The following is a 22,828-nucleotide window of genomic DNA, read 5'->3' as shown; positions in this document are numbered from 1 at the left end:
TAGCACGTAATTGTGCTACTGTTTATTTATACAGTTATGCGTTGAAAACTCATGAACCACTACTATTTCTCGCTTAATATTTCTTATCAATCGTTTCTCAACCACTACAATGGTGCGGCGAGCCAGATATTGGTGAGGACGGACAATGGACTTCGTTTGCAACTGCCAGCGATGCGTTTTCGACCGTTTGTCAGTCAAATCGGCTTGAAAGGACGATTCAGATTAACAACTGACCAAAATAACAAGTTTATTAAGTTAGAAGTTCTGTGAGAGATTGATTTCATAGAAGTTTAAATAGAACCTTAATCACATTCTCAAACATTTCACCTCCTACCACTCCTAAAAGAATTAACCATTTATCAATAAAGCTTTTACAATAAAGCGGCATTACCCGTGTAAAGCACTATTCTTACAACTAAAGAACGATGCTTACGACATCCCCCTACTTAAAAAAATTCTAATAGTGGAGTGTGAATATGACCGCGCGTGAAACCCTAATGCCGGTTCTGCTTGAAAAAGTCTACAAGCTGATTCAAGACAAACTCGAGCTTGCTCATCAACCTTTAGTCACTCAACTTGCTCAACACCTGTTCAGTAATATTGCTCAAGACGACCTGATTGAACGAAATGAATCGGATCTCTATGGTGCGGTCGTCAGTTTGTGGCATCACATCAATGAAAAGAAACCCGATGAGATATCGGTTCGCGTCTTTAACCCGACGGTAAGCCGTCAAGGTTGGCAATCGACGCACACAATCGTTGAAATTGTCGTCCCCGACAGTCCATTTCTTGTCGACTCAATCAAAATGGCGTTGAGTCGTTTAGACATGGCGTCACATCTGATGTTACATGGTCCAACGCAAATCGAACGCGGTGCCAAAGGGGTGATTAAATCGATTAATGAGGGTGAGGGCGCGTTGCAATCGCTGTTTCATATCGAAGTGGATAGACTCAGTGATAAAGCGGCGATGACGTCACTCAAAGATGAGCTGATCAAAATTCTCACCGATACCGGTATGGTGGTCAAAGATTGGCGTCAAATGGTTGAGAAACTCGAATTAGTGACCAACCAACTGGAAGCACAAAAAGATCATATTCCCGTCGAAGGGGATCGCTATGAAGATACACTGAACTTTTTGCGTTGGCTTGGCGATCACAACTTCACGTTCATGGGTTACAAAGAGTATGACCTCGTCTCTACAGACGGCGATACAGAACTGCGCCCAACCAAAGAACAAGGTCTGGGCTTGTTTGCCAATCCGGATCGTGTGCGCAGCGTGAAACTGTCTGACTTCCCTGATTCTGCGCGCCTCGAAGCGAAGAAACCCTTTTTATTGATTGTGACCAAAGGAAACGTCGCTTCTCGTATTCATCGTCCTGCGTATACCGATTACATCGGGATCAAAAAATTTGATGAGAATGGCAAAGTGGTTGGTGAGCATCGTTTCACTGGGCTTTACACTTCTGCGGTGTACAACCAAAGTGTGGCGAGCATTCCACTGATTCGTGAAAAGGTCGAGCGAATCCTCAAAGCCAGCGGGTATCGCGAAGGTTCCTACTCATACAAAGCGCTACACAATATCCTAGAAAACTATCCGCGTGATGAACTGCTCCAAGCCAAAGAAGAAGAGTTGCTAGAAGTCGGTATGGGCGTGGTGCAGATGCAAGACCGTGACTTGCTGCGTCTGTTTGTGCGCAAAGACCCGTTCGGTCGTTTCTTTAGCTGCATGGTTTACGTGACAAAAGATCGTTACAACACCGAGCTGCGCCGACAAACTCAACGCATCTTGAAACAGTATTTTGGTTGTGAGCAAGAAGTGGAGTTCACCACTTACTTCTCTGAAAGCCCACTGGCAAGAACCCACTACATCGTTCGTGTTGACAATAACAACATGGACATTGATGTGAAAACAATAGAGCAAAATTTAATGGAAGCATCGTCGACTTGGGATGATCGTCTCTCTGATGCGATCGTTGCGAACTTTGGTGAGAGTAAAGGGTTGCCGTTGTCGAAAGAGTACAACCGCGCTTTCCCAAGATCCTACAAAGAAGATGTGATGCCAGGCTCGGCCGTCGCCGACATTGAACGCCTCGAAGCGCTCAGTGACGACAACAAACTGGGCATGTTGTTCTATCGCCCGCAAGAACTGGCCAAAGATTCGAAATCGGTGAGACTCAAACTTTACCACCGTGATGAGCCGATTCATCTTTCGGATGTCATGCCGATGTTGGAAAACTTGGGGCTGCGCGTCATCGGTGAATCTCCGTACGAAGTGCACAAAGCTAATGGACAAGTTTATTGGATCCTGGATTTCTCGATGCTGCATAAGAGCGAGAAAACCGTTGATCTTCGCGTCGCACGCGATCGTTTTCAACAAGCCTTTGCGTCAATCTGGGCGGGAGACCTAGAGAGCGATGGCTTTAACCGATTGGTTCTTGGAGCTTCGCTAACTGGTCGTGAAGTCTCGATTCTACGCGCTTATGCTCGATACATGCGTCAAGTCGGCTTCCCATTTAGCCAACAGTACATTGAAGAAACACTGAGTCATTACCCTGATCTTGCCAAAGGCCTAGTCATGCTGTTTGCTAAGCGCTTTGATCCTAAATTCAAAGGTAGCAAAAAAGGACAAGCGGACTTAGTCGAGAAAATGACTGAGCAGCTTGATCACGTTGAAAGCTTGGACGATGACCGCATCATCCGTCGTTACATGGAAATGATCACCGCGACGGTTCGGACCAACTATTATCAAGTGGATGACCAAAACCAGCCTAAACCTTGGCTCTCGTTAAAACTTCAGCCGCGTAACATCCCAGATATTCCTCAGCCGGTTCCGGCCTTTGAAATTTTCGTTTATGCGCCGGACATTGAAGGTGTTCACTTGCGTGGCGGAAAAGTCGCGCGTGGCGGCTTACGTTGGTCGGATCGTCAAGAAGATTTCCGTACCGAGATTTTAGGTTTGGTGAAAGCGCAGCAAGTGAAAAACACCGTGATTGTGCCGGTGGGCGCGAAAGGGGGCTTCGTCTGTAAACGTCAACACACACTGAGCGGTCGTGACGAAATCTTTGCTGAAGGTCAGCGCTGTTACAAACGCTTTATTCGTGCACTACTTGATGTGTCTGACAACATCATTGAAGGGGAAGTCATCGCGCCAAGTCATGTCGTGCGTCATGATGAGGATGACCCGTATCTTGTTGTTGCAGCGGATAAAGGCACCGCGACGTTCTCGGATTTGGCGAACTCAGTCTCCGCAGAATATAACTTCTGGCTAGGGGATGCGTTTGCTTCAGGGGGGTCGAACGGTTACGACCACAAAGCAATGGGCATCACGGCCAAGGGTGGTTGGGAATCGGTCAAACGACATTTCCGTGAAATGGGCATCAACTGTCAAACGACGGATTTCACCGCGATTGGTGTGGGTGATATGGCGGGGGATGTCTTTGGTAACGGCATGCTGCTATCGAAGCATATCCGCTTGCAGGCTGCCTTTAACCATTTGCATATTTTCATTGACCCTGATCCTGATTCTGCGAGCAGTTGGGAAGAGCGCCAACGTTTGTTTAATCTACCGCGTTCAAGTTGGGAAGATTACAATCCGGAACTTATCTCCAAAGGCGGCGGTGTGTTCTCACGCAAGTCGAAGTCTATTCCTCTTTCCCCTGAGATCCAAAAAATGCTAGGGGTGAAGAAAGCGTCGGCAGCACCGAATGAACTGATCAAACTGATCCTGCAAATGAAAGTCGATTTGTTGTGGAACGGCGGTATCGGTACTTACGTGAAATCGTCTAAGGAGACGCATTCGGATGTTGGTGACCGTGCGAACGATGTATTGCGTATTGATGGACGCGATCTGCGCGCTAAAGTGGTCGGTGAAGGTGGCAACTTGGGCATGACTCAACTCGGTCGAGTGGAGTACGCGTTGAAAGGTGGCCGCGTCAATACTGACTTTGTTGATAACGTCGGCGGTGTTGATTGCTCGGACAATGAGGTCAACATTAAGATCTTCCTCAACGGATTGGTGGCGAATGGTGACTTAACGGTTAAACAGCGCAATCAAATCCTAGAGTTGATGGAAGATGAGGTCGGTGAGATTGTCCTTGAAGATGCGTATTGCCAATCTGAATCGATCTCTGTCACCGAACACCAAGGCACATCACTGGTTAAGGAACAAATTCGCTTCATCCATACGTTAGAAAAAGCGGGTCAACTGGATCGAGCGTTAGAGTACATTCCTGACGATGAAACCTTATTAGAGCGAGAAAAGCAGGGTAAAGCACTGACTCGCCCTGAGCTCTCTGTGCTGGTGGCGTATGGCAAGATGGTTCTGAAAGAAGAATTGGTGCATGACGACATTGCCAATGATCAGGTGCATGCGCAGCAACTGATCCAATACTTCCCAACAGAGTTACGCCGTAACTATGATCAGCAGATGGACAACCATCCACTGAAAGCCGAAATCATTGCCACCATGCTCGCCAATCAAATGGTGAATGAGATGGGGTGCAACTTTGTGACTCGACTCCGTGAGGAGACGGGAGCACATGTCGTCGATATTACCAATGCGTATGTCGCCGCACGTGAGATCTTCGGTTTGGGTGAGGTGTTCACGCAACTTCGTGCTCTTGATAACCATGCCTCGACCGACGCTCAGTATGACATGATGTTTTATGTCAGACGTACGCTGCGTCGTCTGTCACGTTGGTTGATCCGTAATCGTACTGGTCGCCAATGTGTCAAAGCCATGATTGATCTCTATAAAGCAGACGTAGAAACCATCAAACAGCAACTTGATACCATGTTGGTTCCGGCGGAAGTGGAAGAGCACAACCAGATGGCAAACCGTTGGATTGAGCAGGGCGTATCCGAAGCGTTGGCGAGTTATGTTGCGCGTTTGTCGAGTCTATACTCAGTACTGGATATATCTACAGTGGCTCGTGAAAAAGGCAAATCGGTTGAGCAAAGTGCAAAACTCTACTACAACTTGGGCGATCGTTTGTCTCTCCACTGGTTCTTGAAACAAATCAATACTCAAGCCGTGGACAACCATTGGCAAGCCTTGGCTCGCGCAGCATTTAGAGAGGATCTTGATTGGCAACAACGTCAGTTAACTGGGCAAGTGTTGAGTTGCAACTGCGATCCGAAAGATCTTGATGTAATGAAAGCACTCGAAGACTGGATTGAGAAAAACGAAGTGTCGCTGCATCGATGGGAAAATATTCTCAACGAGTTTAAAGTGGGGGCAGTCCATGAATTCGCCAAGTTCTCAGTCGCATTGCGTGAATTGATGCTCCTCAACCTAAACTGCTCTGCCAATGAGTAACCGTTTGCGTTAATCGTTGAATTATTCGGTAAAACGTTGAATAATACTGCCCCGTTTATACGGGGCTTTTTTCTTTCGGAGGCACAATGCTTTACCGTCTTGCCAGAGCTGGCTTTTTCCAACTTGATGCCGAGAAGGCACACGATCTCGCCATTGAAAACTTCAAACGTTTTACCGGCACACCATTGGATCTTTTCTACAGACAGCAACTCCCGCATCGCCCAGTCGAGTGCATGGGTCTGACTTTCCGCAACCCAGTAGGCCTTGCAGCGGGTCTGGACAAAAATGGCGAATGTATTGAAGCCTTTGATGCCATGGGTTTTGGTTTTGTCGAAGTAGGGACGGTCACACCACGTCCGCAACCGGGTAACGACAAGCCGCGTTTGTTTCGTCTTGTTGAAGCACAAGGGATCATCAACCGCATGGGTTTCAACAACCTCGGCGTCGATAATCTTGTCGAGAATGTTAAAAAAGCCAAGTATGACTGCGTACTTGGTATCAATATCGGTAAGAACAAAGACACACCGATCGAAAAAGGTGCCGATGACTACCTAATCTGTATGGAGAAGGTTTACCAATATGCGGGTTATATCGCTGTCAACATCTCCTCACCAAACACTCCGGGACTACGTTCGTTGCAATATGGTGAAGCGCTCGATGAATTATTGAGTGAACTCAAAGCCAAACAAGCAGAGCTTGCTGAAAAACACAGTAACTACGTGCCATTAGCACTTAAGATCGCACCAGATCTGAGCGATGATGAGATCAGCCAGATCTGTCAGTCGCTCCTTAAGAACAATATCGATGGTGTCATTGCGACTAATACGACTCTCGACCGATCGATTGTGGAAGGAATGAAACACGCCAACGAAGCAGGGGGCCTAAGTGGTCGTCCAGTGCAATCTCGCAGCACCGAAGTTGTGCGACGTTTACATGAAGAGTTGGGGGATGCGATCCCTGTGATTGGTGTGGGTGGTATCGACTCATATGTCGCCGCCAAAGAAAAACTGATGGCAGGGGCAAAGCTAGTACAAGTTTATTCTGGTTTTATCTACCACGGCCCTGGCTTAGTGAAAGACATTGTCAAAAATCTATAATCTGTCCCTGTATTTCTGGATAGAGTGACGCCGTCACCTGATAAATATATCACTATAAATAGAGTAATCTAAGAGGAAATGAGAATTCATTTCCTCTTTTTTTTTGCCAATGAGTGCATAAAATCAGCCTTAAGACTTGGAAAGGTAATTAAGCGTTTTACCTAAACCCATCAGGCGAAGAGACGGAACGATGCTTAAACCCAGTGACAAATGGACTTGGTACTATGATGACACCGAAGGGCACCTTATGCTCGATCTCGGTGACAACATGGTCTTCAAAACCAACCTTTCCCGCAAACTTATCGTAGACTGTGCCGTTGGCGTTAACGAATTTAGCGTTGATGATGCGTCTGCATTTCAAACGTACAAAGAGCAAATCTCTCTCCTTGGTCTTAGTGAACCGCGTCAAGCTGAGCTCGCACTCTACTGTGTGGCGGCTAAGCGTTTCCATAAGCCGGTTCAACCGAAAAGCTGGTTTTTCGACAATATTTCTGACGGTGAACAACCCCTTGAAGAGGGCTATTTTGTTTATCTGTCGAATCAGCTTAGCCAAGGTTATTTTATTGTTTTGGAAGTTGGGGATAGCGCCAGCCTGTGTGCCCAGGTTAGTCTCGAAGCATTTCACCTCAACCCTTCTAAATCACTCCAGTTTGGCCAAGCCATTAAGGTGATGCATGATCGCATGCGTGTGGCCAACCAACAGTTTCAAACGCAGCCTATGGCGCTGGTGGGCTAGCTGTTAGCGAATTAACGATAAGACTTTCCTCGTTGTATTCATTCCTTTGATTCATTTTTCATTTCCATCGGCCAAGCGCCGATTTTTTTTCTTAATTTTGAACGTTTATCTGTCTCACAAGTGTGAGTTAGTTGCCAGTTTTGCTCAACAAGTGACCAGCTAAACCACGCGCTCTGAACCCTTACAATCATCAAATTCAACGAAAAATTCCTCTATTGAGGTGTTTCTGAAATAAAATTACACTTAAAATACCTACTGGTATATACCAATTTGAGTGTAAATAAGTATTCACTTCGCTTGAAAGGTACGTAGCGTTGTTGCTTACAAAAAGTGAAGTTGGATTAGGTACGACAAATCATGGGTATGCCGTTCGGAGCACCATAAACAGGATGAGTGGTGAATGAATCATCGATTAACGTAGTAATTAAGTGAGATAAAGTGCGCAGGGAGTAACGCAATGAACGAATGTCGGTTATAATGCCGGGTCATTTTTTAAAGAAATAAACATCACTATGCATCAATATCTTGCGGTTACATCCAATGGTATGGAGAACCTGTTAGTTGAAGAGCTGACGAACTTGGGAATAGAGGACGCGAAACCTGTTCAGGCAGGGGTTCGCTTTAAAGCCACGAATGAGCAAGTGTATCGTGTGTGTCTATGGAGCCGTTTGGCCTCACGTTTTGTTCGCGTGCTTTCAGAGTTCACCTGTAATGATGATATGGATCTTTACCTTGCTGCCTCTGCGGTCAACTGGGTCAACCATTTCCACAGCTCAAAGAAGTTTGTCGTGGATTTTAACGGCACAAACCGCGAGATTCGTAACAGTCAGTATGGAGCGATGAAGGTCAAAGATGCGGTTGTCGATTGCTTTGAAAAGAAAAACTTACCCAGACCGTCGATCAGTAAAGATCATAGTGATCTTCGTATCCATGTCCGCTTACACAAAGATAAAGCCTTGTTAGGTATTGATATGGTCGGTGGCGGCTTACACCAACGGGGTTACCGTAGCGAATCTGGCCGAGCGCCATTGCGTGAGACACTCGCTGCAGCCATTATCGGACGCAGTGGTTGGCAAGCAGGCAGTAACTTACTTGATCCTATGTGTGGCTCTGGCACCTTGCTAATAGAAGCTGCGATGATGGCAGCCAACATGGCGCCAGGCGTCAAACGCGCAAAGTGGAGCTTTGAATCCTTAGAAGATTTCGAACCTGAGGTGTGGGCGGAAATTAAATCTGAAGCGGCGGTTCAAGCTCGTCGTGGTGTCAAGAAAGTTGACTCTAAGTTTTACGGATTTGATAACGATAGCCGCGTGATTCAGATTGCCAAAGATAATGCCCGTCGCGCGGGTGTCGATGGACTGATCCACTTTGAGGTGAGTGACGCAACAAAAGTGACACGCCCAGCGGATTTCGATTCTGGAGTCGTGATCTGTAACCCACCTTACGGTGAACGTCTAGGTACGCATCCTGGCTTAATTGCGCTTTATACGGCGTTCGGCGCCCAGTTGAAGGCGGAATTTGGTGGCTGTCACGCGTCAATATTCTCAAGCTCTGACGAGTTGCTTAGCTGTTTACGCATGCGTGCAGAGAAACAGTTTAAGTTAAATAATGGTGCGTTACCCTGTCACCAAAAGAACTACTCGATTTCAGCTCGCTCAGCAGAGTCACGTAAAGATGCAGAGTCGAGTGAGACTCGTCAAAGCAGTATTGCACCTGACTTCTCAAATCGACTCAAAAAGAATCTTGCGAAAATTGGTAAGTGGGCGCGTAAAGAAGAGCTTGACTGCTATCGCGTCTACGATGCAGATCTGCCCGATTACAACGTGGCGATTGACGTGTACTGTGATCACCTGGTGATTCAAGAGTATGCCGCACCTAAAAGCATTCCAGAGGAAACGGCAAAGCGACGTCTAACCGACATTATTCGAGCGACGATTGAAGTGACGGGGACCGATGCGAATAAAGTCGTGCTCAAAGTCCGTGAGAAGCAGAAAGGGCGCGCTCAATATCAGAAGTTGTCGCAAGAGTCGCGAAAAATGGAGGTCTCCGAGTACGGCGTGAAGCTGTTCGTGAACCTACATGATTATCTCGATACCGGCCTGTTTTTAGATCATAAAATCACACGTCGCAGACTGGGAGAGATGGCAAAGGGTAAGGACTTCCTGAACCTGTTTGCGTACACAGGTTCTGCGACCGTCCACGCTGCGTGTGGTGGTGCAAAGTCGACCACCACCGTCGACATGTCCAAAACCTATTTAGATTGGGCGAAAGAGAACATGGCGTTGAATGGTCAAGTGGGGCGTCAACACCGTTTCGAGCAAGCCGATTGTTTGCAATGGCTTGAGAAATCGACGGCTCAGTTTGATCTCATCTTCATTGATCCCCCGACGTTCTCGAACTCAAAGCGCATGGAGCAGTCGTTCGATGTGCAAAGAGATCACATTCAACTGATGAGCCAGCTGAAACGCCTATTGCGCAATGACGGTATGATTGTGTTCTCCAACAACAAGCGTCACTTTAAGATGGACAATGATGCGCTGTCCGAGCTTGGTTTGGAGGCAAAGAATATCTCACACCAAACGTTGCCGATGGACTTCGCTCGCAATAAACAGATTCATAACTGCTGGTTGATCACGCATCGCCAGTAAACTCGGTGTATGAACAAGGATAGAGAGCATCGATGATTACTTTATACAGCACTGAAGGATGCCATCTCTGTGAGATGGCGTTTTCGCTCTGTCAAAGCGTCGGCATTGACCGTCTCGTTGAGCACGTCGATATCGCGTTCGACGATAAGCTCTTCTCTCGTTACGGTGTCACTATTCCTGTGCTTCGCGCAAACGAGAGTGAGCTTAATTGGCCCTTTGACAAACAACAACTGATTCAATGGTTAGAGAATAATGGCATTACTTACCATCAATAACGGATTACTCGCATACGGTGATCACCCTTTACTTGACCACGCAGACTTCGCATTACAAGACAATGAGCGTGTCTGTTTGGTTGGGCGAAATGGCGCTGGTAAATCGACGCTCATGAAAGTGCTCGCGGGCGAAGTGCTGCTTGACGACGGTAAACTGACCGTCACGCAAGATGTGGTGGTATCACGTCTTGAGCAAGATCCGCCACGAAATCAAGAAGGCACCGTGTTTGATTATGTCGCGGGTGGACTGGCTGAAATTGGTGAGCAAATTAAGATCTACCAAGATCAACTCGATCTATTAGCGGTTGATCCATCTGAGCAAAACATCAACAAATTAGCCCGTATTCAGGAGCAACTTGAACACACTGGTGCGTGGCGTTTCGAAGACAGGATTAAAAACGTCCTAGCCGCGCTTAAACTTGATGGCCACACTAAATTGACCGACTTGTCAGGTGGATGGCAGCGTAAAGCCGCATTGGCACGCGCTCTAGTGCGTGATCCCGATGTATTGCTGCTTGATGAGCCGACTAACCATCTCGATGTGACCACGATTGAGTGGTTAGAAACCTTCCTGAAAGATTTTCGTGGTTCTATCATCTTTATCTCCCACGACCGCGCTTTTATCAAATCTATGGCGACACGCATCGTCGATCTCGATCGCGGTCAGCTTGCCTCGTTTCCTGGAGATTACGACAACTATCTCGTAGAAAAAGAAGAGATGTTGCGCGTTGAGGAGGTGCAAAACGCAGAGTTTGATAAGAAACTGGCGCAAGAAGAGGTTTGGATTCGTCAGGGCATCAAAGCCCGTCGTACGCGTAACGAAGGACGTGTTCGTGCGCTGAAAAAGTTACGCGAGGAGCGTCTCGACAGGCGAGAAGTGCAGGGTAAAGCGAATATCCAGATTGATGACGCTGCGCGTTCAGGAAAAATTGTTTTCGAAGCGCAGAACATCAATTACTCCATTGAGGGTAACCCAATTGTGCGCGATTTCTCTTTCAATATCATGCGTGGCGATCGGATTGCATTGGTTGGGCCGAATGGATGTGGGAAGAGTACGCTTCTCAAGCTGTTACTTGGCTCTTTACAGCCTGATAGCGGTAGACTCCACTGCGGAACTAAACTGGAAGTCGCTTACTTTGACCAGTATCGAGAAATACTAGACCCGGAAAAGACGGTGATCGACAACCTTGCAGACGGTAAACAAGAAGTGATGGTCGGCGGAAAGCCAAGGCACGCACTGAGCTACCTGCAAGATTTCTTGTTTGCGCCAAAACGCGCGCGTACACCGGTAAAAGCGCTCTCTGGCGGTGAAAAAAACCGACTACTTCTGGCGCGTATCTTCCTCAGACCGAACAATTTATTGGTGCTGGATGAACCCACCAACGATTTGGATATCGAAACTCTGGAACTTTTAGAAGATTTGCTTGCCAACTATCAGGGTACGTTGCTTTTGGTGAGCCACGATCGTCAGTTTGTTGATAACACAGTGACGACCAGTTGGATCTTTGAAGGTAATGGTGTGATTGAAGAGTTTGTTGGTGGCTACCACGATGCTCAGCAACAAAGAGTACAAGCGCATCAAGCCCGCGTGGTGGAAAATTCAGCAAAAGCAGTTAAACAAGTTGAGGAAACTCCCAAATCTGCAGTCACTAAGGCAAAACCGAAGAAGTTATCTTATAAACTGCAGCGAGAATTAGAAGCCTTACCCGCTAAGTTGGAAGAGCTCGAGGCGCAAATTGAAGCGCTACAAGGGCAGGTGAATGACCCAGATTTCTTCGCCAAACCGACTGAGCAAACACAAACGATTTTAGATAAGCTCGCTCATACAGAGCAAGAGTTAGACGTTGCTTTCGAGCGTTGGGAAGAGCTCGAGGCAATGCAACAGGAAAGTTAAACAATACGATGAGTAGTAAGATCTTCAAAATATCCATGATTGCCGCCACGGTATCGGCGGCATTTAGTGCTAATGCGGCGTTATATAAAGTTGTAGAGAGATATGACAACTCTGGATACGACAAACATTATGGTGTCGCGATTCAGCCGTCTTCAGTAAATTGCTGGAACACAGATTGTAGTTCTACTCATGCAACAGATCATAAGATTGCATTTGAAGGCAAGAACTATAATGAAGGCTTTGAATACCGTCATGAGGCCCCATTCTTGACGCGTTTTGGTTTCGATTATATTGACTCAGGTGATGATGTTTGGTCGAATTTCAGAAATTACTGCTATAACTATCTTGGGTATGCGGATACTTTGTGCGAGAACTGGGCTACCAACCAGTATACTTATGGCTACTTGAACGAAGAGAGTAACAATTTTGATGGTACTGCTTCGTTTGTGGAGACGGTAACAGAACCTGTTCAAAGTAGTTTTGGCAATGTCGTTGTTAATAGTATTTCATCAAGTAGCGAAGCGGTAGGTAACTACCAAACGTCCACTCGAAGAAACACCGCTTTCGTTGGTAATTCAACGTTAGAATCTGGAGAAACTTCTCGTGCATGGAAGTATGTTGAATCTGATGGTATTAAATATGTTGCGGGAAGTGTGTCAATATCAGCCACTAATAATTCTTCTGACTACACATCCAAAGCAACCATTTGGGAAGATGGTACAGCAACGCAAATCGGGTGGATTGGAGCCGCGTCCAACGATCGTATTCAACCTCAAGGTGCAGCTAGAGATATTGCGTCTGTAGATGGTACGATGTACGCAGTCGGGTATAATAGCGACAGTGATGAATACTTAAGAGCTGCTGTATTTACCAGAACGGGAGCAAATAGTTGGTCAAGTACCTTCGTATCCGGTTTCGACTCTGGCGACAGGAGCATTAGTAACTACCTCAACTCCGTTGTATCCGCTGTCAATGAAAATGGTAAGGCGATAGGAACCTATAAACTGCGTGACATTGTCGTAAATGGTTCATATTCAAATGGCCTGTTTTACGTCAGTGATGTCACTTCTCCCACTGCAACTTTGTTTAACGATGACGTGCTTTTCTACGGTGCCAACGGTAAAGCTGGTGGTATCAACAATGATGATTTAGTGGTTGGCGCGGTTGATTTTGAAACGCACCGCGAGTACAACGGTAAACCGCGAGCTCAGAGAGCATTCATTACTACGCTGGATAGCAGCAATAGTACACCTATTAAAACGAGTCATTATCTAGATGACCTCACCTATTCTGCTAGTTCACCAGATACAAATAATGAGTATCGTATTATTGATGCGACCGATATCAATGATGCAGGTGTCATTTCGGGCACTGCTTATTATTGTGCTGGTGGATTCTCTACGTATTCAATTGAATCATCTTGCGACAGCGGTAGTGAAGTCGTCGCAGTTAAACTTATACCAAACTCGTCTAGTCAAACGATTGAGTCACGTCCCGCCGCGACTACTGACACCGTTGACAGACAGGGCGGTTCACTAGGTTTCTTTGCTTTGATGCTACTTTCATTCCTAGGGTTCCGTAGAAAGTAGGTTAAATTTTAAACTAGAGCACAGCCTCACAATTTTGACGCTGTGCTTTTTTTATATCTTGTGAAAGTGCCGTTGATCGACGATTCTTAACTGTGGAGTCACAAAAGCTCCATGAAAAGTTAATAGTAGTACGTTAAGAAACACCGTATGTATGAGGACGACACTATGAAGAGACAAAAGCGTGACCGCTTAGAGCGAGCTCAATCTCAAGGGTACAAAGCGGGGCTGAATGGCCGCTCAATGGAAGCCTGCCCGTATCAGCAGATGGATGCTCGGTCGTATTGGCTCGGTGGTTGGCGTGATGCCAGGGACGACAAGCAGTCAGGTCTCTACAAATAACTCTTAACCCACATACTGCAAGGAACTAAGCCCCGAAAGGGGCTTTATCGTAGATATCTAGTGCACTATAACTAGCCAGATTGAGCACAAAAAAGCGACTCGAGTGAGTCGCTAGAGAAAAGATTTAGAATGTTAGAAAGCAGACGTATCTTGGAAAAGACCAACTTTAAGATCTTTCGCTACGTAAATCTCTTTACCGTCGACAAGTACGCGACCATCCGCTAGACCCATAACAAGCTTACGGTTAACAACGCGCTTCATGTGAATTTCGTACGTCACTTTCTTCGCTGTTGGGAGAATTTGACCGGTGAATTTCACTTCACCCACGCCAAGTGCACGGCCTTTGCCTTTACCGCCAACCCAACCGAGGAAGAAACCAACCAATTGCCACATCGCATCAAGACCAAGACAGCCTGGCATCACTGGGTCACCAGGGAAGTGGCAATCAAAGAACCAAAGGTCAGGAGTAATATCAAGCTCTGCCAGAATCAAACCTTTACCAAAATCACCTTCTGTTTCAGACATCTTAGTGACGCGATCCATCATTAGCATGTTCGGTGCAGGAAGCTGAGGGTAGCCTGGTCCGAACAGCTCACCTTGACTTGATGCCAGTAAATCTTCGCGGTTATAAGAATCTTGTTTGTTTTGCATTATCAATTACTCCAAATTTTGATAGCAGCATGTTAGTGAACACGTGTACGCTAAACAACTCCGATCAGTAAAAATGTGACGAAAAGAAAGCTTTAGCTAAGCCAACTCTTGATCTTGTCCATTAAGCTTAGGGGTTGGTCATGGCGCTCAAAGCTCTCTATACGCTCAGCGATTTTGCTGATAACGCTCGATTCGTCTTCTCCTCGGAAGGGCTTACCCATGATCAACGGGATGGCCTCATCAACTGTAGACACCGACCAAATATGGAACTCGTTATTCTTGATACTTTCTATGACGTCTTTGTGAAGCGCTAAGTGTTTTAAGTTCGTCTTAGGTAAAATGACGCCTTGATGCCCGGTGAATCCCTGGTGCTTACAGACGTGATAAAAACCTTCGATTTTCTCGTTTAATCCACCGACCGCCTGAACACGACCAAACTGATCGACCGCACCCGTTACGGCAATTTGCTGATTAATAGGGTACTCGGAAAGGGCACTGACAAAAGAGCAGAGCTCAGCGAGAGTCGCACTGTCACCATCCACTTCGCTATACGACTGCTCAAACACGACAGACGCGGAATATGGCAGTGGTTCATCGAGATTGAGTGCGCTGCTGACGAACGCTTGCATGATCATCATGCCTTTCGCGTGTAAATTGCCGCCTAGCTCGGCCTTTCGCTCTACATCAGAGATGTCGCCATCACCAAAATGAATCACGCAAGAGATACGAGCCGGCTCACCGTATGAGAGCGGGTGTCCTGGGACATCAATCACAGTGAGTCCATTCACTTGGCCAACACACTCACCTTGCGTTTCAATCACGACTTGTCCTTCGGTGATGTCCGACAGGGCGCGCTCACAAAGATATGACTCACGCTGGTACTTAGCATCAATCGCACTTTCTATGTCGTTGGCAGTGATGACATCGCTCTTAGAAAATAGCAGTGCCTCTTTAATAATCGATTGATACCAACTCACATCAAGTGGCATAAAGCTTTGGTCTTCCGTGTGCCTTGCACCGGCAACCATGACGCGCTTAACCGCATCTACCTCCAAGCTTGGAAGTTGGTACTGTGTCGATAACCAGGAGAGATAGCCCAAGTAACGTTCAATGGTCGCTTGGTTGAGAGCAACATCTAGCTCCACCTCGCTGTACATCGCCAGGCGGCTAAAAAGCTCAGGTTCTAGGTATTCGAGCTCAGCGAGTTGGTGTTGATCGCCCAATACGATGAGTTTTGCTTGGGTTATTGCCGTAGGGGCTTGATTCGCGGGGCGCGCGGGGTTGCTATTGATCAGCGGGTAGGACTCTCCCATTATCGCTGACTTGATTGCTGGCCAATGAACAGGGTGAGCAAGTAGCAAGTTGGCAGAGATAATGACGATTCCGTCGTCAGTCGCTTGTTGGAGTTGCCCCGTTATTTTGGTGACAACGTCACCAGATTCATTGCAACTGTAGTGACCTAAAAGTGAGGATGCGTCAATGGACTCAGAGCATAGAACATGTTTGGACTCATCAACCTTGTGAAGGGATTGCTTCAGCAGGCTTCGGTAGTGTGCATTATCCGGTGCATTAAGCACTAGGCAACGATAGTGTTCCAGTTTGCAAAACGTGTTCAATGTCTGCTTAAGGCGCGTTTGAATATCGAGAAAACTCACTTGCGGTAGAGTCGAGAATTGAGCCAACACCGCGTCAAAATGATCATAGTGTGGGGTCACAGTGCGCCAGCTTTCTTGCTTCATTGAAATCCAATTGTTTTATTAAAAAATGGAGTGGAATTATATAGAAAACTGCCCGGCTTATATAGGGGGATCATGTATAAGTTACATATCGGGGGGCATAACGGGCAATAACGTATTGTGTCATTGCTCTTGCTCTTAATTTGCTCACAAATCACTTTCAACTCAGCGCGTTGTGAGTTACGCTGTCACTCAAACGGTTAGGGGAAGAACGACTAGGGAACGGCTGACATGAAATACCAACAATTGGAAAACTTGGAATGCGGATGGAAGTGGACTTATCTCATCAACAAATGGAAGGCCGGTGAGTCGATTACACGCTATGTTGATCGAAGTGAAGCCGAGACCGCTGTTAAGTCTCTTCAGCAAATCCAGCACGAGCCAGTAAAGGTTCTTGAATGGATAGACAAACACATGTCGCCCGAGTTGGACATCAAGTTAAAGCAAGCAATCCGAGCCAAAAGAAAGCGTCACTTCAATGCAGAACAAATCCACACCAAGAAGAAGTCCATCGATCTTGATTATCGTGTGTGGGAGAAACTGTCTTATCGCGCGAATGAGTTGGGGTGTACCTTGTCAGATGCTATCGAATACTTACTCACCGAAGCATCACGCAGCGAAAAAGCGAGTAAGACGGTGAGTAGCTTGAAAGAAGATTTAAGTAAGCTGTTAGATTAAGGGGTTTGTATGTTGTATGTGATTGTCATTGCGGCGGTCGTTATCTTTTGGTTAGTCGCCGTCGATAGACCGATTTTAAAAGCGAAGTTCGTAAACGGTAAATTAGAAAGCGAGAAAGGCCATTTCCCACCAAGCTTTCGCCACAATGTCTTAGAGATTGCGGAAAGAACGCCTTTTGATGGGGAGTTGAAAGTGTATCAACAACGTACCGGGACTAAACTTGTGTTCTCTAAGCAAGTTCCTAAAAAGGTCCAGCAACGCATTAGAAATGTATTTCCACACCAAGGGTTTAAATCGAAATCCGGAAAGAAAGCCCATTAACGTATGGCTTTCGCATGATAATTAAAGTGCCTCGTCGTAAAACGGTCATCTAGTCTCACCACGCCACCTTGCAATAAGTAAGGTGGTAGAGGAGGTGACCACATGAAATCTTTACTAATCTTTCTCTTTTGTTTCTTTCACGCATTCTCAGCTTTTGCTGATGATGCAGAGCGTTACACTGTAGCAAAAAAGATCAAGAAACAAGTGCTAAAGCAGTTAAACAAATCTGGTGTTCAAGGCTTTTGTGACGTATACGTACACACCAAATTTGACGATAAGTATCTGAAAGTTATCCGAGTTAACTCATCTGGTGATCATCAGGTATGTGACCAGTCAAAGAAAGTGATCCCCAAAGGAAAGCGTTACAAATCCTCAATCCCACACGCCATCATTCATATCCATGTTAGTAGATATTAGGCACTATAACTAATTTGTTTGAGGTAAATACAAACCACCAATTAACCTGATAAGCAAACTGGCACGAAAAATCTAAACTCAAATCTTCGCAGTTGAACCAAGAAAAGCAGCGGGATAATGTCGGTTACTAGGATCGCCCCGGGGGAAATGTGCCAAAGAAAAGACGCTATATTGACTTAGCTGACTCGATAAACGTTTTAGGATGTCTGCCTTGGATTTGATGAAGGCGGTATCGTATTTAGAAGCGATTAATTTCTTGGCCACTCATGGGAATTAGCATCGGTTGAGGTCCTCAAAGCTCAAAAATTTAATTAAGCAAATAAGGATAACTATAAATAGCTAGACTAGAATCTGACACAACTTGATTGTGCCTACATAACAGTACGCATTATGTATATTATGTTAAATGTACTTTAGAAAAACACAGGAAAGACCACTCCCTATCCAATCTACCCATCCCATAAGCTATTCCATTAAACATAATTTCATTTACCATAAAATACCTAATAATCAGTTTGTTAATCAAAGATTTCCAAAGCTGATTATTAGTGCTGAGCGATACCATAATTTGTGATTTCGACGAAGAACTCGCACGTTTTCTCTCTCGTTCGCGTCAAATTTAACATCTCACTGTTCGAGCCATTGGCTATCAAAATGGATTGTAGGACGTTAATTTTCCCAAATTTGGGCTCAGTTACATTCGAAACTTGATTGTCGCTTCTTTGGTCTTGTTGAGGTCTTGCAAGCTTAGACTTAACGCTTCATTGACGGTAGCCTCGAGTCTCCAGTCAGTATCACTTTCCGTAATTGTTTGCGGTGATTCTAACGATTTTAGCAGCCAGTTTGTATTGGGCTTGGTGATGATAATCTCGTTTGCCTCAAATTTTGCGGTGAAGCGGTCGTTTTCGACAACAAATGTGCACGCGGGTTTGAGTTCGCACACCACTTCTATCGCATCTTTGTGCGTGATAGTACGCCAGAAAAACGCCGTCAGAAGCAGGGTTAACATGATGATTATTTGAGCAAAACGACCTCTTGTTAGTTTTTGGGCAGCCATTCTGTTGGGTTCTCCGTGTAACAAACTTCAAACTTTTAAAATAAAAGGCCAAAACCTGACCAAGTGTAAGGTTACTATGCTGTCATTGAATTGTTAAATGAAGTATAGTTGGCGGCTGAAAGTGCCACTTTTTTTAAAAACTGGCAAGATTATTTAACCAACTGAGATTGGCGACATTTTCTTGAGGTTTTGGGTGGCATTACGACATGTGTCGTGTTGGAAGTAAAGTGTAGTTAATTAGAAATTGGAAGCATGCAAATGAGCCAAGAAAAGCAGCTAGAACAAAACTACAACTATACGGTCGTCCGTCAGTTTACCTTAGTGACTATTCTCTGGGGTATCGTCGGCATGGCTGTTGGTGTTTTGATTGCCGCTCAATTAGTTTGGCCACAGCTAAACTTTGATACGCCGTGGTTGACGTACAGTCGCTTACGTCCTCTGCATACTAATGCGGTTATTTTTGCGTTTGGTACAAGTGCCCTATTCGCAACGTCTTATTACGTTGTACAGAGAACTTGTCAAACACGTCTATTTGGTGGCCCTCTCGTCGCCTTCACCTTCTGGGGTTGGCAGGCAATTATCCTCGCAGCCGCGATCACTCTCCCACTCGGTTTTACCTCGGGTAAAGAGTACGCGGAACTAGAATGGCCGATCGATATTGCGATCGCTGTTGTCTGGGTGGCTTACGCAGTAGTGTTCTTCGGCACACTGATTACGCGTAAAACATCACACATCTACGTGGCAAACTGGTTCTTTGGTGCGTTCATCATCACTGTCGCTGTATTGCATATTGTCAACAGCATGGCGATTCCGGTTTCTATGGGTAAGTCTTACTCTGTCTACTCCGGTGCCGTTGATGCAATGGTACAATGGTGGTACGGACACAACGCGGTAGGTTTCCTACTGACCGCTGGCTTCCTTGGCATGATGTACTACTTTGTTCCGAAGCAAGCTGAACGTCCCGTTTATTCATACCGTTTATCGATTGTTCACTTCTGGGCATTGGTCTCGCTATACATCTGGGCAGGCCCACACCACCTTCACTACACGGCTCTGCCTGACTGGACTCAGTCGCTCGGTATGGTGATGTCTCTCGTACTGTTCGCACCTTCTTGGGGTGGCATGATCAACGGCATCATGACGCTATCTGGCGCATGGCACAAACTTCGTTATGACCCAATTTTGCGTTTCCTCATCGTATCTCTGTCGTTTTATGGCATGTCAACCTTTGAAGGCCCGATGATGTCGATTAAGACCGTCAATGCCCTTTCCCACTACACTGACTGGACAATCGGTCACGTGCACTCAGGGGCGTTAGGTTGGGTTGCTATGGTGTCGATTGGTTCGGTTTACCACTTGGTTCCGCGTCTGTTCGGTCAGCAACGTATGTACTCTGTTGGCATGATCAACGCCCACTTCTGGCTTGCCACTATCGGTACTGTTCTTTACATCGTCGCGATGTGGATTTCGGGCGTTATGCAGGGCCTAATGTGGCGCGCAGTGAACTCAGACGGCACATTAACGTACAGTTTTGTAGAGTCTGTGCAAGCGTCTTACCCGTTCTATTTTGTTCGTTTCCTAGGTGGCTTCATCTTCCTAGCAGGTATGTTCCTCATGGCATACAACACGTACAAAACCGTTACCGCGCCAAAAGATAGCCTGAAAGCTATCCCGCAACCGGCATAAGGAGATTAAAGAATGAGTTCAAATTCTAACAATCGCCACGAACTAGTAGAACGTAATGTCGGTTTGCTTGCGATCCTGATTGTGTTTGCCATCAGTTTGGGTGCGCTGGTAGAAATCACGCCACTGATTTTCCAAAAACAGACAACGGAGCCGGTTGAAAACTTGCGTCCCTATTCTGCGCTGGAACTCGAAGGTCGTGATATTTACATTCGCGAAGGTTGTAACGTGTGTCACAGCCAAATGATTCGTCCTTTCCGTTCGGAAACAGAGCGCTACGGTCACTACTCCGTCGCGGGCGAAAGCGTTTGGGAGCATCCGTTCTTATGGGGCTCTAAGCGTACAGGTCCAGATCTTGCGCGCGTTGGTGGCCGTTACTCTGACGAGTGGCACCGCGTTCACTTGATTGACCCACGCGAGTTGGTTCCTGAGTCAAACATGCCTGGTTTCCCATGGCTGGCTGACAATGAACTGGATGGTAAGGACACTGAGAAGAAACTGCGTATTTTCCGCGACCTATTCGGCGTGCCTTACACAGATGAACAAATCGCAAACGCGTCTAAAGATGTAGAAGGTAAAACAGAGATGGATGCCATCATTGCTTATCTTCAGTCTCTTGGTCACGCAATGAAGTAAATAAGGGGTGACGTAATGGATATCGGTACTATTCACAGTATTTGGACCATCGTTCTGTTCGTGAGCTTTATTGGCGTTGTGTGGTGGGCTTACGGCAAAAACCGTAAAGCTCGCTTCGAAGAAGATGCCAACCTTGTCTTTGCTGACGAGATTGAACAGCCCAAAAAAGAACAGGGAGTGACTAAGCAATGACGACGTTTTGGAGTCTTTGGATAATTATCATCACGGTCGGAACACTGGTCGGCTGTGCTGCACTACTTATCTGGTGTCTTAAAGACAAAATGGGCGTAGAGGAAGGCGCTGATATGGGCCATGAATACGATGGTATTCGTGAGCTTAACAATCCTCTACCTAAATGGTGGACCTACCTTTTCATTGGTACGTTCGTATTTGCAGCGATCTATTTAACGCTTTATCCAGGTCTTGGCAGCTTTAAAGGTGTCTTGGGCTGGCAGAGCTCAGATCAAACCGTTCGTTCGGTTGAAGAGTCAAAAGCGTCGATTGCCGCCTCTCAAGAGAACAAGCAGCTAGTACAATACGCCAAAGAGCTTGATGATGCAGATGCCTACTTTGGTGAAGCATTCAAGCGACTTGCGTATGTTGATGGCTCCTCTGATCTGCGCCCTATCCCTGCGATTGCAGCGGATGATGAAGCAGTAAAAGTGGGTCAGCGCCTGTTCTTACAAAACTGTTCGCAGTGTCACGGCTCTGACGCTCGTGGTCAAAAAGGATTCCCTAATTTGACTGACGACGCATGGCTATACGGTGGCGAGCCAGAAGCTATCGTGACCACCATCATGCAAGGCCGAATCGGTCAAATGCCTGCGTGGAAAGATGCGCTTGGCGAAGAAGGCGTGAAAGAAGTCGTGAGCTATACGCTGAGCTTGTCAGGTCGTAGCGTGAACGCGCGCGAAGCAGAAGCGGGTAAAGTACGTTTTGCGGTTTGTGCGGCTTGTCATGGTACGGACGGTAAAGGTAATCCAGCTGTGGGTGCACCGGATCTGACTGACCAAGATTGGTTGTTCGGTGGCTCGCGTGCTGAAGTGACAGAGACGGTCATGAACGGCCGCTCAGGCGTAATGCCAGCTTGGAAAGACATACTAGGTGAAGACAAAGTGCAACTTGTCGCTGCCTATGTATGGAGCCTAAGCAACTCAGAACAATAAGTTACATTTCAATTCCAGCCCCATGCTGTCAACAGATGGTAATGGGGCTGTCTTTCCTTTACAGTTAAAGCCCTGATTTCATTTTATAAATTGAGAACTTTTTTATGGAAAAGCCTTGGTATAAGCAGTTTTGGCCGTGGTTTCTAATCATCCTTCCATCGATCGTGGTGGTGTGGACTATTATAACGGTCGTTATTTTCACTCAGAACTCGGTCGACCTGGTTACTGAGGATTACTATAAAAAAGGAAAAGGGATCAACGTTGATATTTCAAAGATTAACGTTGCAAAAGAGTTAGGACTCAGCGCTCAAGTCGTCTCTGACGAAAACGCTATCGTCATCACGCTTGATAAAGGCACTCTCGAACACTTCCCCGCAATCACCGCGATGTTTGCCCATCGCACACTGCCTGATCGCGATTTTAGCCGATTACTGACGTCTGACGCCAAAGGTCAATATCGCTTTGAGCTCGACGAGGCGCTGCAAGGCCCCTGGTTTATCGAACTGACCCCTCATGATGCACAATGGTTAATTCAAGGCCGCGTGACATTCCCTTCTAAGATGGCCATCCCTCTTTCCAACTAATTG

At 46.4% G+C, this 22,828-nt stretch carries 20 protein-coding genes; 17 read left to right on the top strand and 3 right to left on the bottom strand.

The features are described from left to right. The first annotated feature begins 51 nt into the window (after window positions 1–51). From AC6R1A_RS15440 to rmf, 9 genes are all read left to right on the top strand, one after another. A complete protein-coding gene (locus AC6R1A_RS15440; RefSeq protein WP_500633287.1) occupies window positions 52–270 on the top strand; it encodes a DUF2835 domain-containing protein in 219 nt (72 codons plus the stop codon). Between the two features lie 206 nt (window positions 271–476). Beyond that, on the top strand, window positions 477–5,318 hold the full coding sequence (locus AC6R1A_RS15435) for an NAD-glutamate dehydrogenase (protein ID WP_500646196.1): 4,842 nt from the start codon (window positions 477–479) through the stop codon (window positions 5,316–5,318). A gap of 86 nt (window positions 5,319–5,404) precedes the next feature. Beyond that, window positions 5,405–6,415, top strand: a complete 1,011-nt coding sequence (pyrD, locus tag AC6R1A_RS15430; RefSeq protein ID WP_500631052.1) for a quinone-dependent dihydroorotate dehydrogenase — start codon at window positions 5,405–5,407, stop codon at window positions 6,413–6,415. A gap of 190 nt (window positions 6,416–6,605) precedes the next feature. Next, on the top strand, window positions 6,606–7,151 hold the full coding sequence (locus AC6R1A_RS15425) for a cell division protein ZapC (RefSeq protein WP_500633392.1): 546 nt from the start codon (window positions 6,606–6,608) through the stop codon (window positions 7,149–7,151). Window positions 7,152–7,663: 512 nt separating this feature from the next. Beyond that, the gene (gene rlmKL, locus AC6R1A_RS15420; protein ID WP_500633391.1) at window positions 7,664–9,799 is read left to right on the top strand and encodes a bifunctional 23S rRNA (guanine(2069)-N(7))-methyltransferase RlmK/23S rRNA (guanine(2445)-N(2))-methyltransferase RlmL; all 2,136 of its coding nucleotides are present in this window, start codon (window positions 7,664–7,666) and stop codon (window positions 9,797–9,799) included. Between the two features lie 32 nt (window positions 9,800–9,831). Next, window positions 9,832–10,074 carry a glutaredoxin family protein gene (locus tag AC6R1A_RS15415; protein WP_487901995.1) on the top strand — a complete coding sequence of 81 codons (243 nt, stop codon included), beginning with the start codon at window positions 9,832–9,834 and terminating at the stop codon, window positions 10,072–10,074. After that, window positions 10,052–11,968, top strand: coding sequence for an ABC transporter ATP-binding protein (locus tag AC6R1A_RS15410; RefSeq protein ID WP_500633390.1), 1,917 nt, complete (start codon window positions 10,052–10,054; stop codon window positions 11,966–11,968). The genes AC6R1A_RS15415 and AC6R1A_RS15410 overlap by 23 nt, the downstream gene beginning before the upstream one ends. 8 nt (window positions 11,969–11,976) lie before the next feature. Next, on the top strand, window positions 11,977–13,557 hold the full coding sequence (locus AC6R1A_RS15405) for a DUF3466 family protein (RefSeq protein WP_500633389.1): 1,581 nt from the start codon (window positions 11,977–11,979) through the stop codon (window positions 13,555–13,557). Between the two features lie 165 nt (window positions 13,558–13,722). Beyond that, a complete protein-coding gene (gene rmf / locus AC6R1A_RS15400) occupies window positions 13,723–13,896 on the top strand; it encodes a ribosome modulation factor (protein WP_334555374.1) in 174 nt (57 codons plus the stop codon). A 132-nt stretch (window positions 13,897–14,028) separates the two neighbouring features. Here the strand turns inward: rmf and fabA are convergent, their stop codons facing one another. Then, a complete protein-coding gene (fabA, locus tag AC6R1A_RS15395; protein ID WP_500633388.1) occupies window positions 14,029–14,547 on the bottom strand; it encodes a bifunctional 3-hydroxydecanoyl-ACP dehydratase/trans-2-decenoyl-ACP isomerase in 519 nt (172 codons plus the stop codon). Window positions 14,548–14,639: 92 nt separating this feature from the next. After that, the gene (locus tag AC6R1A_RS15390) at window positions 14,640–16,286 is read right to left on the bottom strand and encodes a S16 family serine protease (RefSeq protein ID WP_500633387.1); all 1,647 of its coding nucleotides are present in this window, start codon (window positions 16,284–16,286) and stop codon (window positions 14,640–14,642) included. 228 nt (window positions 16,287–16,514) lie between these two features. On the opposite strand from AC6R1A_RS15390, the gene matP reads away from it, so the two are divergent. From matP to AC6R1A_RS15375, 3 genes are all read left to right on the top strand, one after another. Next, window positions 16,515–16,961 (top strand): macrodomain Ter protein MatP, encoded by a 447-nt coding sequence (gene matP, locus AC6R1A_RS15385; protein WP_500631057.1) that lies wholly within the window; start codon window positions 16,515–16,517, stop codon window positions 16,959–16,961. 9 nt (window positions 16,962–16,970) lie between these two features. Further along, complete coding sequence (locus AC6R1A_RS15380; RefSeq protein ID WP_487901990.1) at window positions 16,971–17,282, top strand: DUF3634 family protein; 312 nt, start codon at window positions 16,971–16,973, stop codon at window positions 17,280–17,282. A 102-nt stretch (window positions 17,283–17,384) separates the two neighbouring features. Further along, a complete protein-coding gene (locus AC6R1A_RS15375; protein WP_500631058.1) occupies window positions 17,385–17,699 on the top strand; it encodes a hypothetical protein in 315 nt (104 codons plus the stop codon). A 694-nt stretch (window positions 17,700–18,393) separates the two neighbouring features. Here AC6R1A_RS15375 and AC6R1A_RS15370 read toward each other — a convergent pair. After that, window positions 18,394–18,756 carry a hypothetical protein gene (locus AC6R1A_RS15370; RefSeq protein ID WP_500633386.1) on the bottom strand — a complete coding sequence of 121 codons (363 nt, stop codon included), beginning with the start codon at window positions 18,754–18,756 and terminating at the stop codon, window positions 18,394–18,396. 258 nt (window positions 18,757–19,014) lie between these two features. Between AC6R1A_RS15370 and ccoN the strand changes: the two genes are divergently transcribed. From ccoN to AC6R1A_RS15345, 5 genes are all read left to right on the top strand, one after another. Further along, window positions 19,015–20,442: a cytochrome-c oxidase, cbb3-type subunit I gene (ccoN, locus tag AC6R1A_RS15365; RefSeq protein WP_334555362.1), complete on the top strand. Its 1,428-nt coding sequence runs from the start codon at window positions 19,015–19,017 to the stop codon at window positions 20,440–20,442. Window positions 20,443–20,454: 12 nt separating this feature from the next. Beyond that, window positions 20,455–21,075 carry a cytochrome-c oxidase, cbb3-type subunit II gene (ccoO, locus tag AC6R1A_RS15360; RefSeq protein WP_334555361.1) on the top strand — a complete coding sequence of 207 codons (621 nt, stop codon included), beginning with the start codon at window positions 20,455–20,457 and terminating at the stop codon, window positions 21,073–21,075. A 15-nt stretch (window positions 21,076–21,090) separates the two neighbouring features. Further along, window positions 21,091–21,267, top strand: a complete 177-nt coding sequence (locus AC6R1A_RS15355; protein WP_334555360.1) for a cbb3-type cytochrome oxidase subunit 3 — start codon at window positions 21,091–21,093, stop codon at window positions 21,265–21,267. Continuing rightward, window positions 21,264–22,241 carry a cytochrome-c oxidase, cbb3-type subunit III gene (gene ccoP, locus AC6R1A_RS15350; protein WP_334555359.1) on the top strand — a complete coding sequence of 326 codons (978 nt, stop codon included), beginning with the start codon at window positions 21,264–21,266 and terminating at the stop codon, window positions 22,239–22,241. The genes AC6R1A_RS15355 and ccoP overlap by 4 nt, the downstream gene beginning before the upstream one ends. A 104-nt stretch (window positions 22,242–22,345) precedes the next feature. After that, a complete protein-coding gene (locus AC6R1A_RS15345) occupies window positions 22,346–22,825 on the top strand; it encodes a FixH family protein (protein WP_500638598.1) in 480 nt (159 codons plus the stop codon). The last annotated feature ends 3 nt before the right edge of the window (window positions 22,826–22,828 follow it).

The sequence above is a fragment of the Vibrio sp. R10-SG3-ISO3 genome (assembly GCF_059834225.1).
This window is presented reverse-complemented; position numbering and strand designations above follow the sequence as displayed.

Excerpts from the sequence above, each read along its gene's own strand:
- AC6R1A_RS15440 (WP_500633287.1), top strand. The coding sequence starts at position 52 with ATGAACCACTACTATTTCTCGCTTAATATTTCTTATCAATCGTTTCTC.
- AC6R1A_RS15435 (WP_500646196.1), top strand. The coding sequence starts at position 477 with ATGACCGCGCGTGAAACCCTAATGCCGGTTCTGCTTGAAAAAGTCTAC.
- pyrD (WP_500631052.1), top strand. The coding sequence starts at position 5,405 with ATGCTTTACCGTCTTGCCAGAGCTGGCTTTTTCCAACTTGATGCCGAG.
- AC6R1A_RS15425 (WP_500633392.1), top strand. The coding sequence starts at position 6,606 with ATGCTTAAACCCAGTGACAAATGGACTTGGTACTATGATGACACCGAA.
- rlmKL (WP_500633391.1), top strand. The coding sequence starts at position 7,664 with ATGCATCAATATCTTGCGGTTACATCCAATGGTATGGAGAACCTGTTA.
- AC6R1A_RS15415 (WP_487901995.1), top strand. The coding sequence starts at position 9,832 with ATGATTACTTTATACAGCACTGAAGGATGCCATCTCTGTGAGATGGCG.
- AC6R1A_RS15410 (WP_500633390.1), top strand. The coding sequence starts at position 10,052 with ATGGCATTACTTACCATCAATAACGGATTACTCGCATACGGTGATCAC.
- AC6R1A_RS15405 (WP_500633389.1), top strand. The coding sequence starts at position 11,977 with ATGAGTAGTAAGATCTTCAAAATATCCATGATTGCCGCCACGGTATCG.
- rmf (WP_334555374.1), top strand. The coding sequence starts at position 13,723 with ATGAAGAGACAAAAGCGTGACCGCTTAGAGCGAGCTCAATCTCAAGGG.
- fabA (WP_500633388.1), bottom strand. The coding sequence starts at position 14,547 with ATGCAAAACAAACAAGATTCTTATAACCGCGAAGATTTACTGGCATCA.
- AC6R1A_RS15390 (WP_500633387.1), bottom strand. The coding sequence starts at position 16,286 with ATGAAGCAAGAAAGCTGGCGCACTGTGACCCCACACTATGATCATTTT.
- matP (WP_500631057.1), top strand. The coding sequence starts at position 16,515 with ATGAAATACCAACAATTGGAAAACTTGGAATGCGGATGGAAGTGGACT.
- AC6R1A_RS15380 (WP_487901990.1), top strand. The coding sequence starts at position 16,971 with ATGTTGTATGTGATTGTCATTGCGGCGGTCGTTATCTTTTGGTTAGTC.
- AC6R1A_RS15375 (WP_500631058.1), top strand. The coding sequence starts at position 17,385 with ATGAAATCTTTACTAATCTTTCTCTTTTGTTTCTTTCACGCATTCTCA.
- AC6R1A_RS15370 (WP_500633386.1), bottom strand. The coding sequence starts at position 18,756 with ATGGCTGCCCAAAAACTAACAAGAGGTCGTTTTGCTCAAATAATCATC.
- ccoN (WP_334555362.1), top strand. The coding sequence starts at position 19,015 with ATGAGCCAAGAAAAGCAGCTAGAACAAAACTACAACTATACGGTCGTC.
- ccoO (WP_334555361.1), top strand. The coding sequence starts at position 20,455 with ATGAGTTCAAATTCTAACAATCGCCACGAACTAGTAGAACGTAATGTC.
- AC6R1A_RS15355 (WP_334555360.1), top strand. The coding sequence starts at position 21,091 with ATGGATATCGGTACTATTCACAGTATTTGGACCATCGTTCTGTTCGTG.
- ccoP (WP_334555359.1), top strand. The coding sequence starts at position 21,264 with ATGACGACGTTTTGGAGTCTTTGGATAATTATCATCACGGTCGGAACA.
- AC6R1A_RS15345 (WP_500638598.1), top strand. The coding sequence starts at position 22,346 with ATGGAAAAGCCTTGGTATAAGCAGTTTTGGCCGTGGTTTCTAATCATC.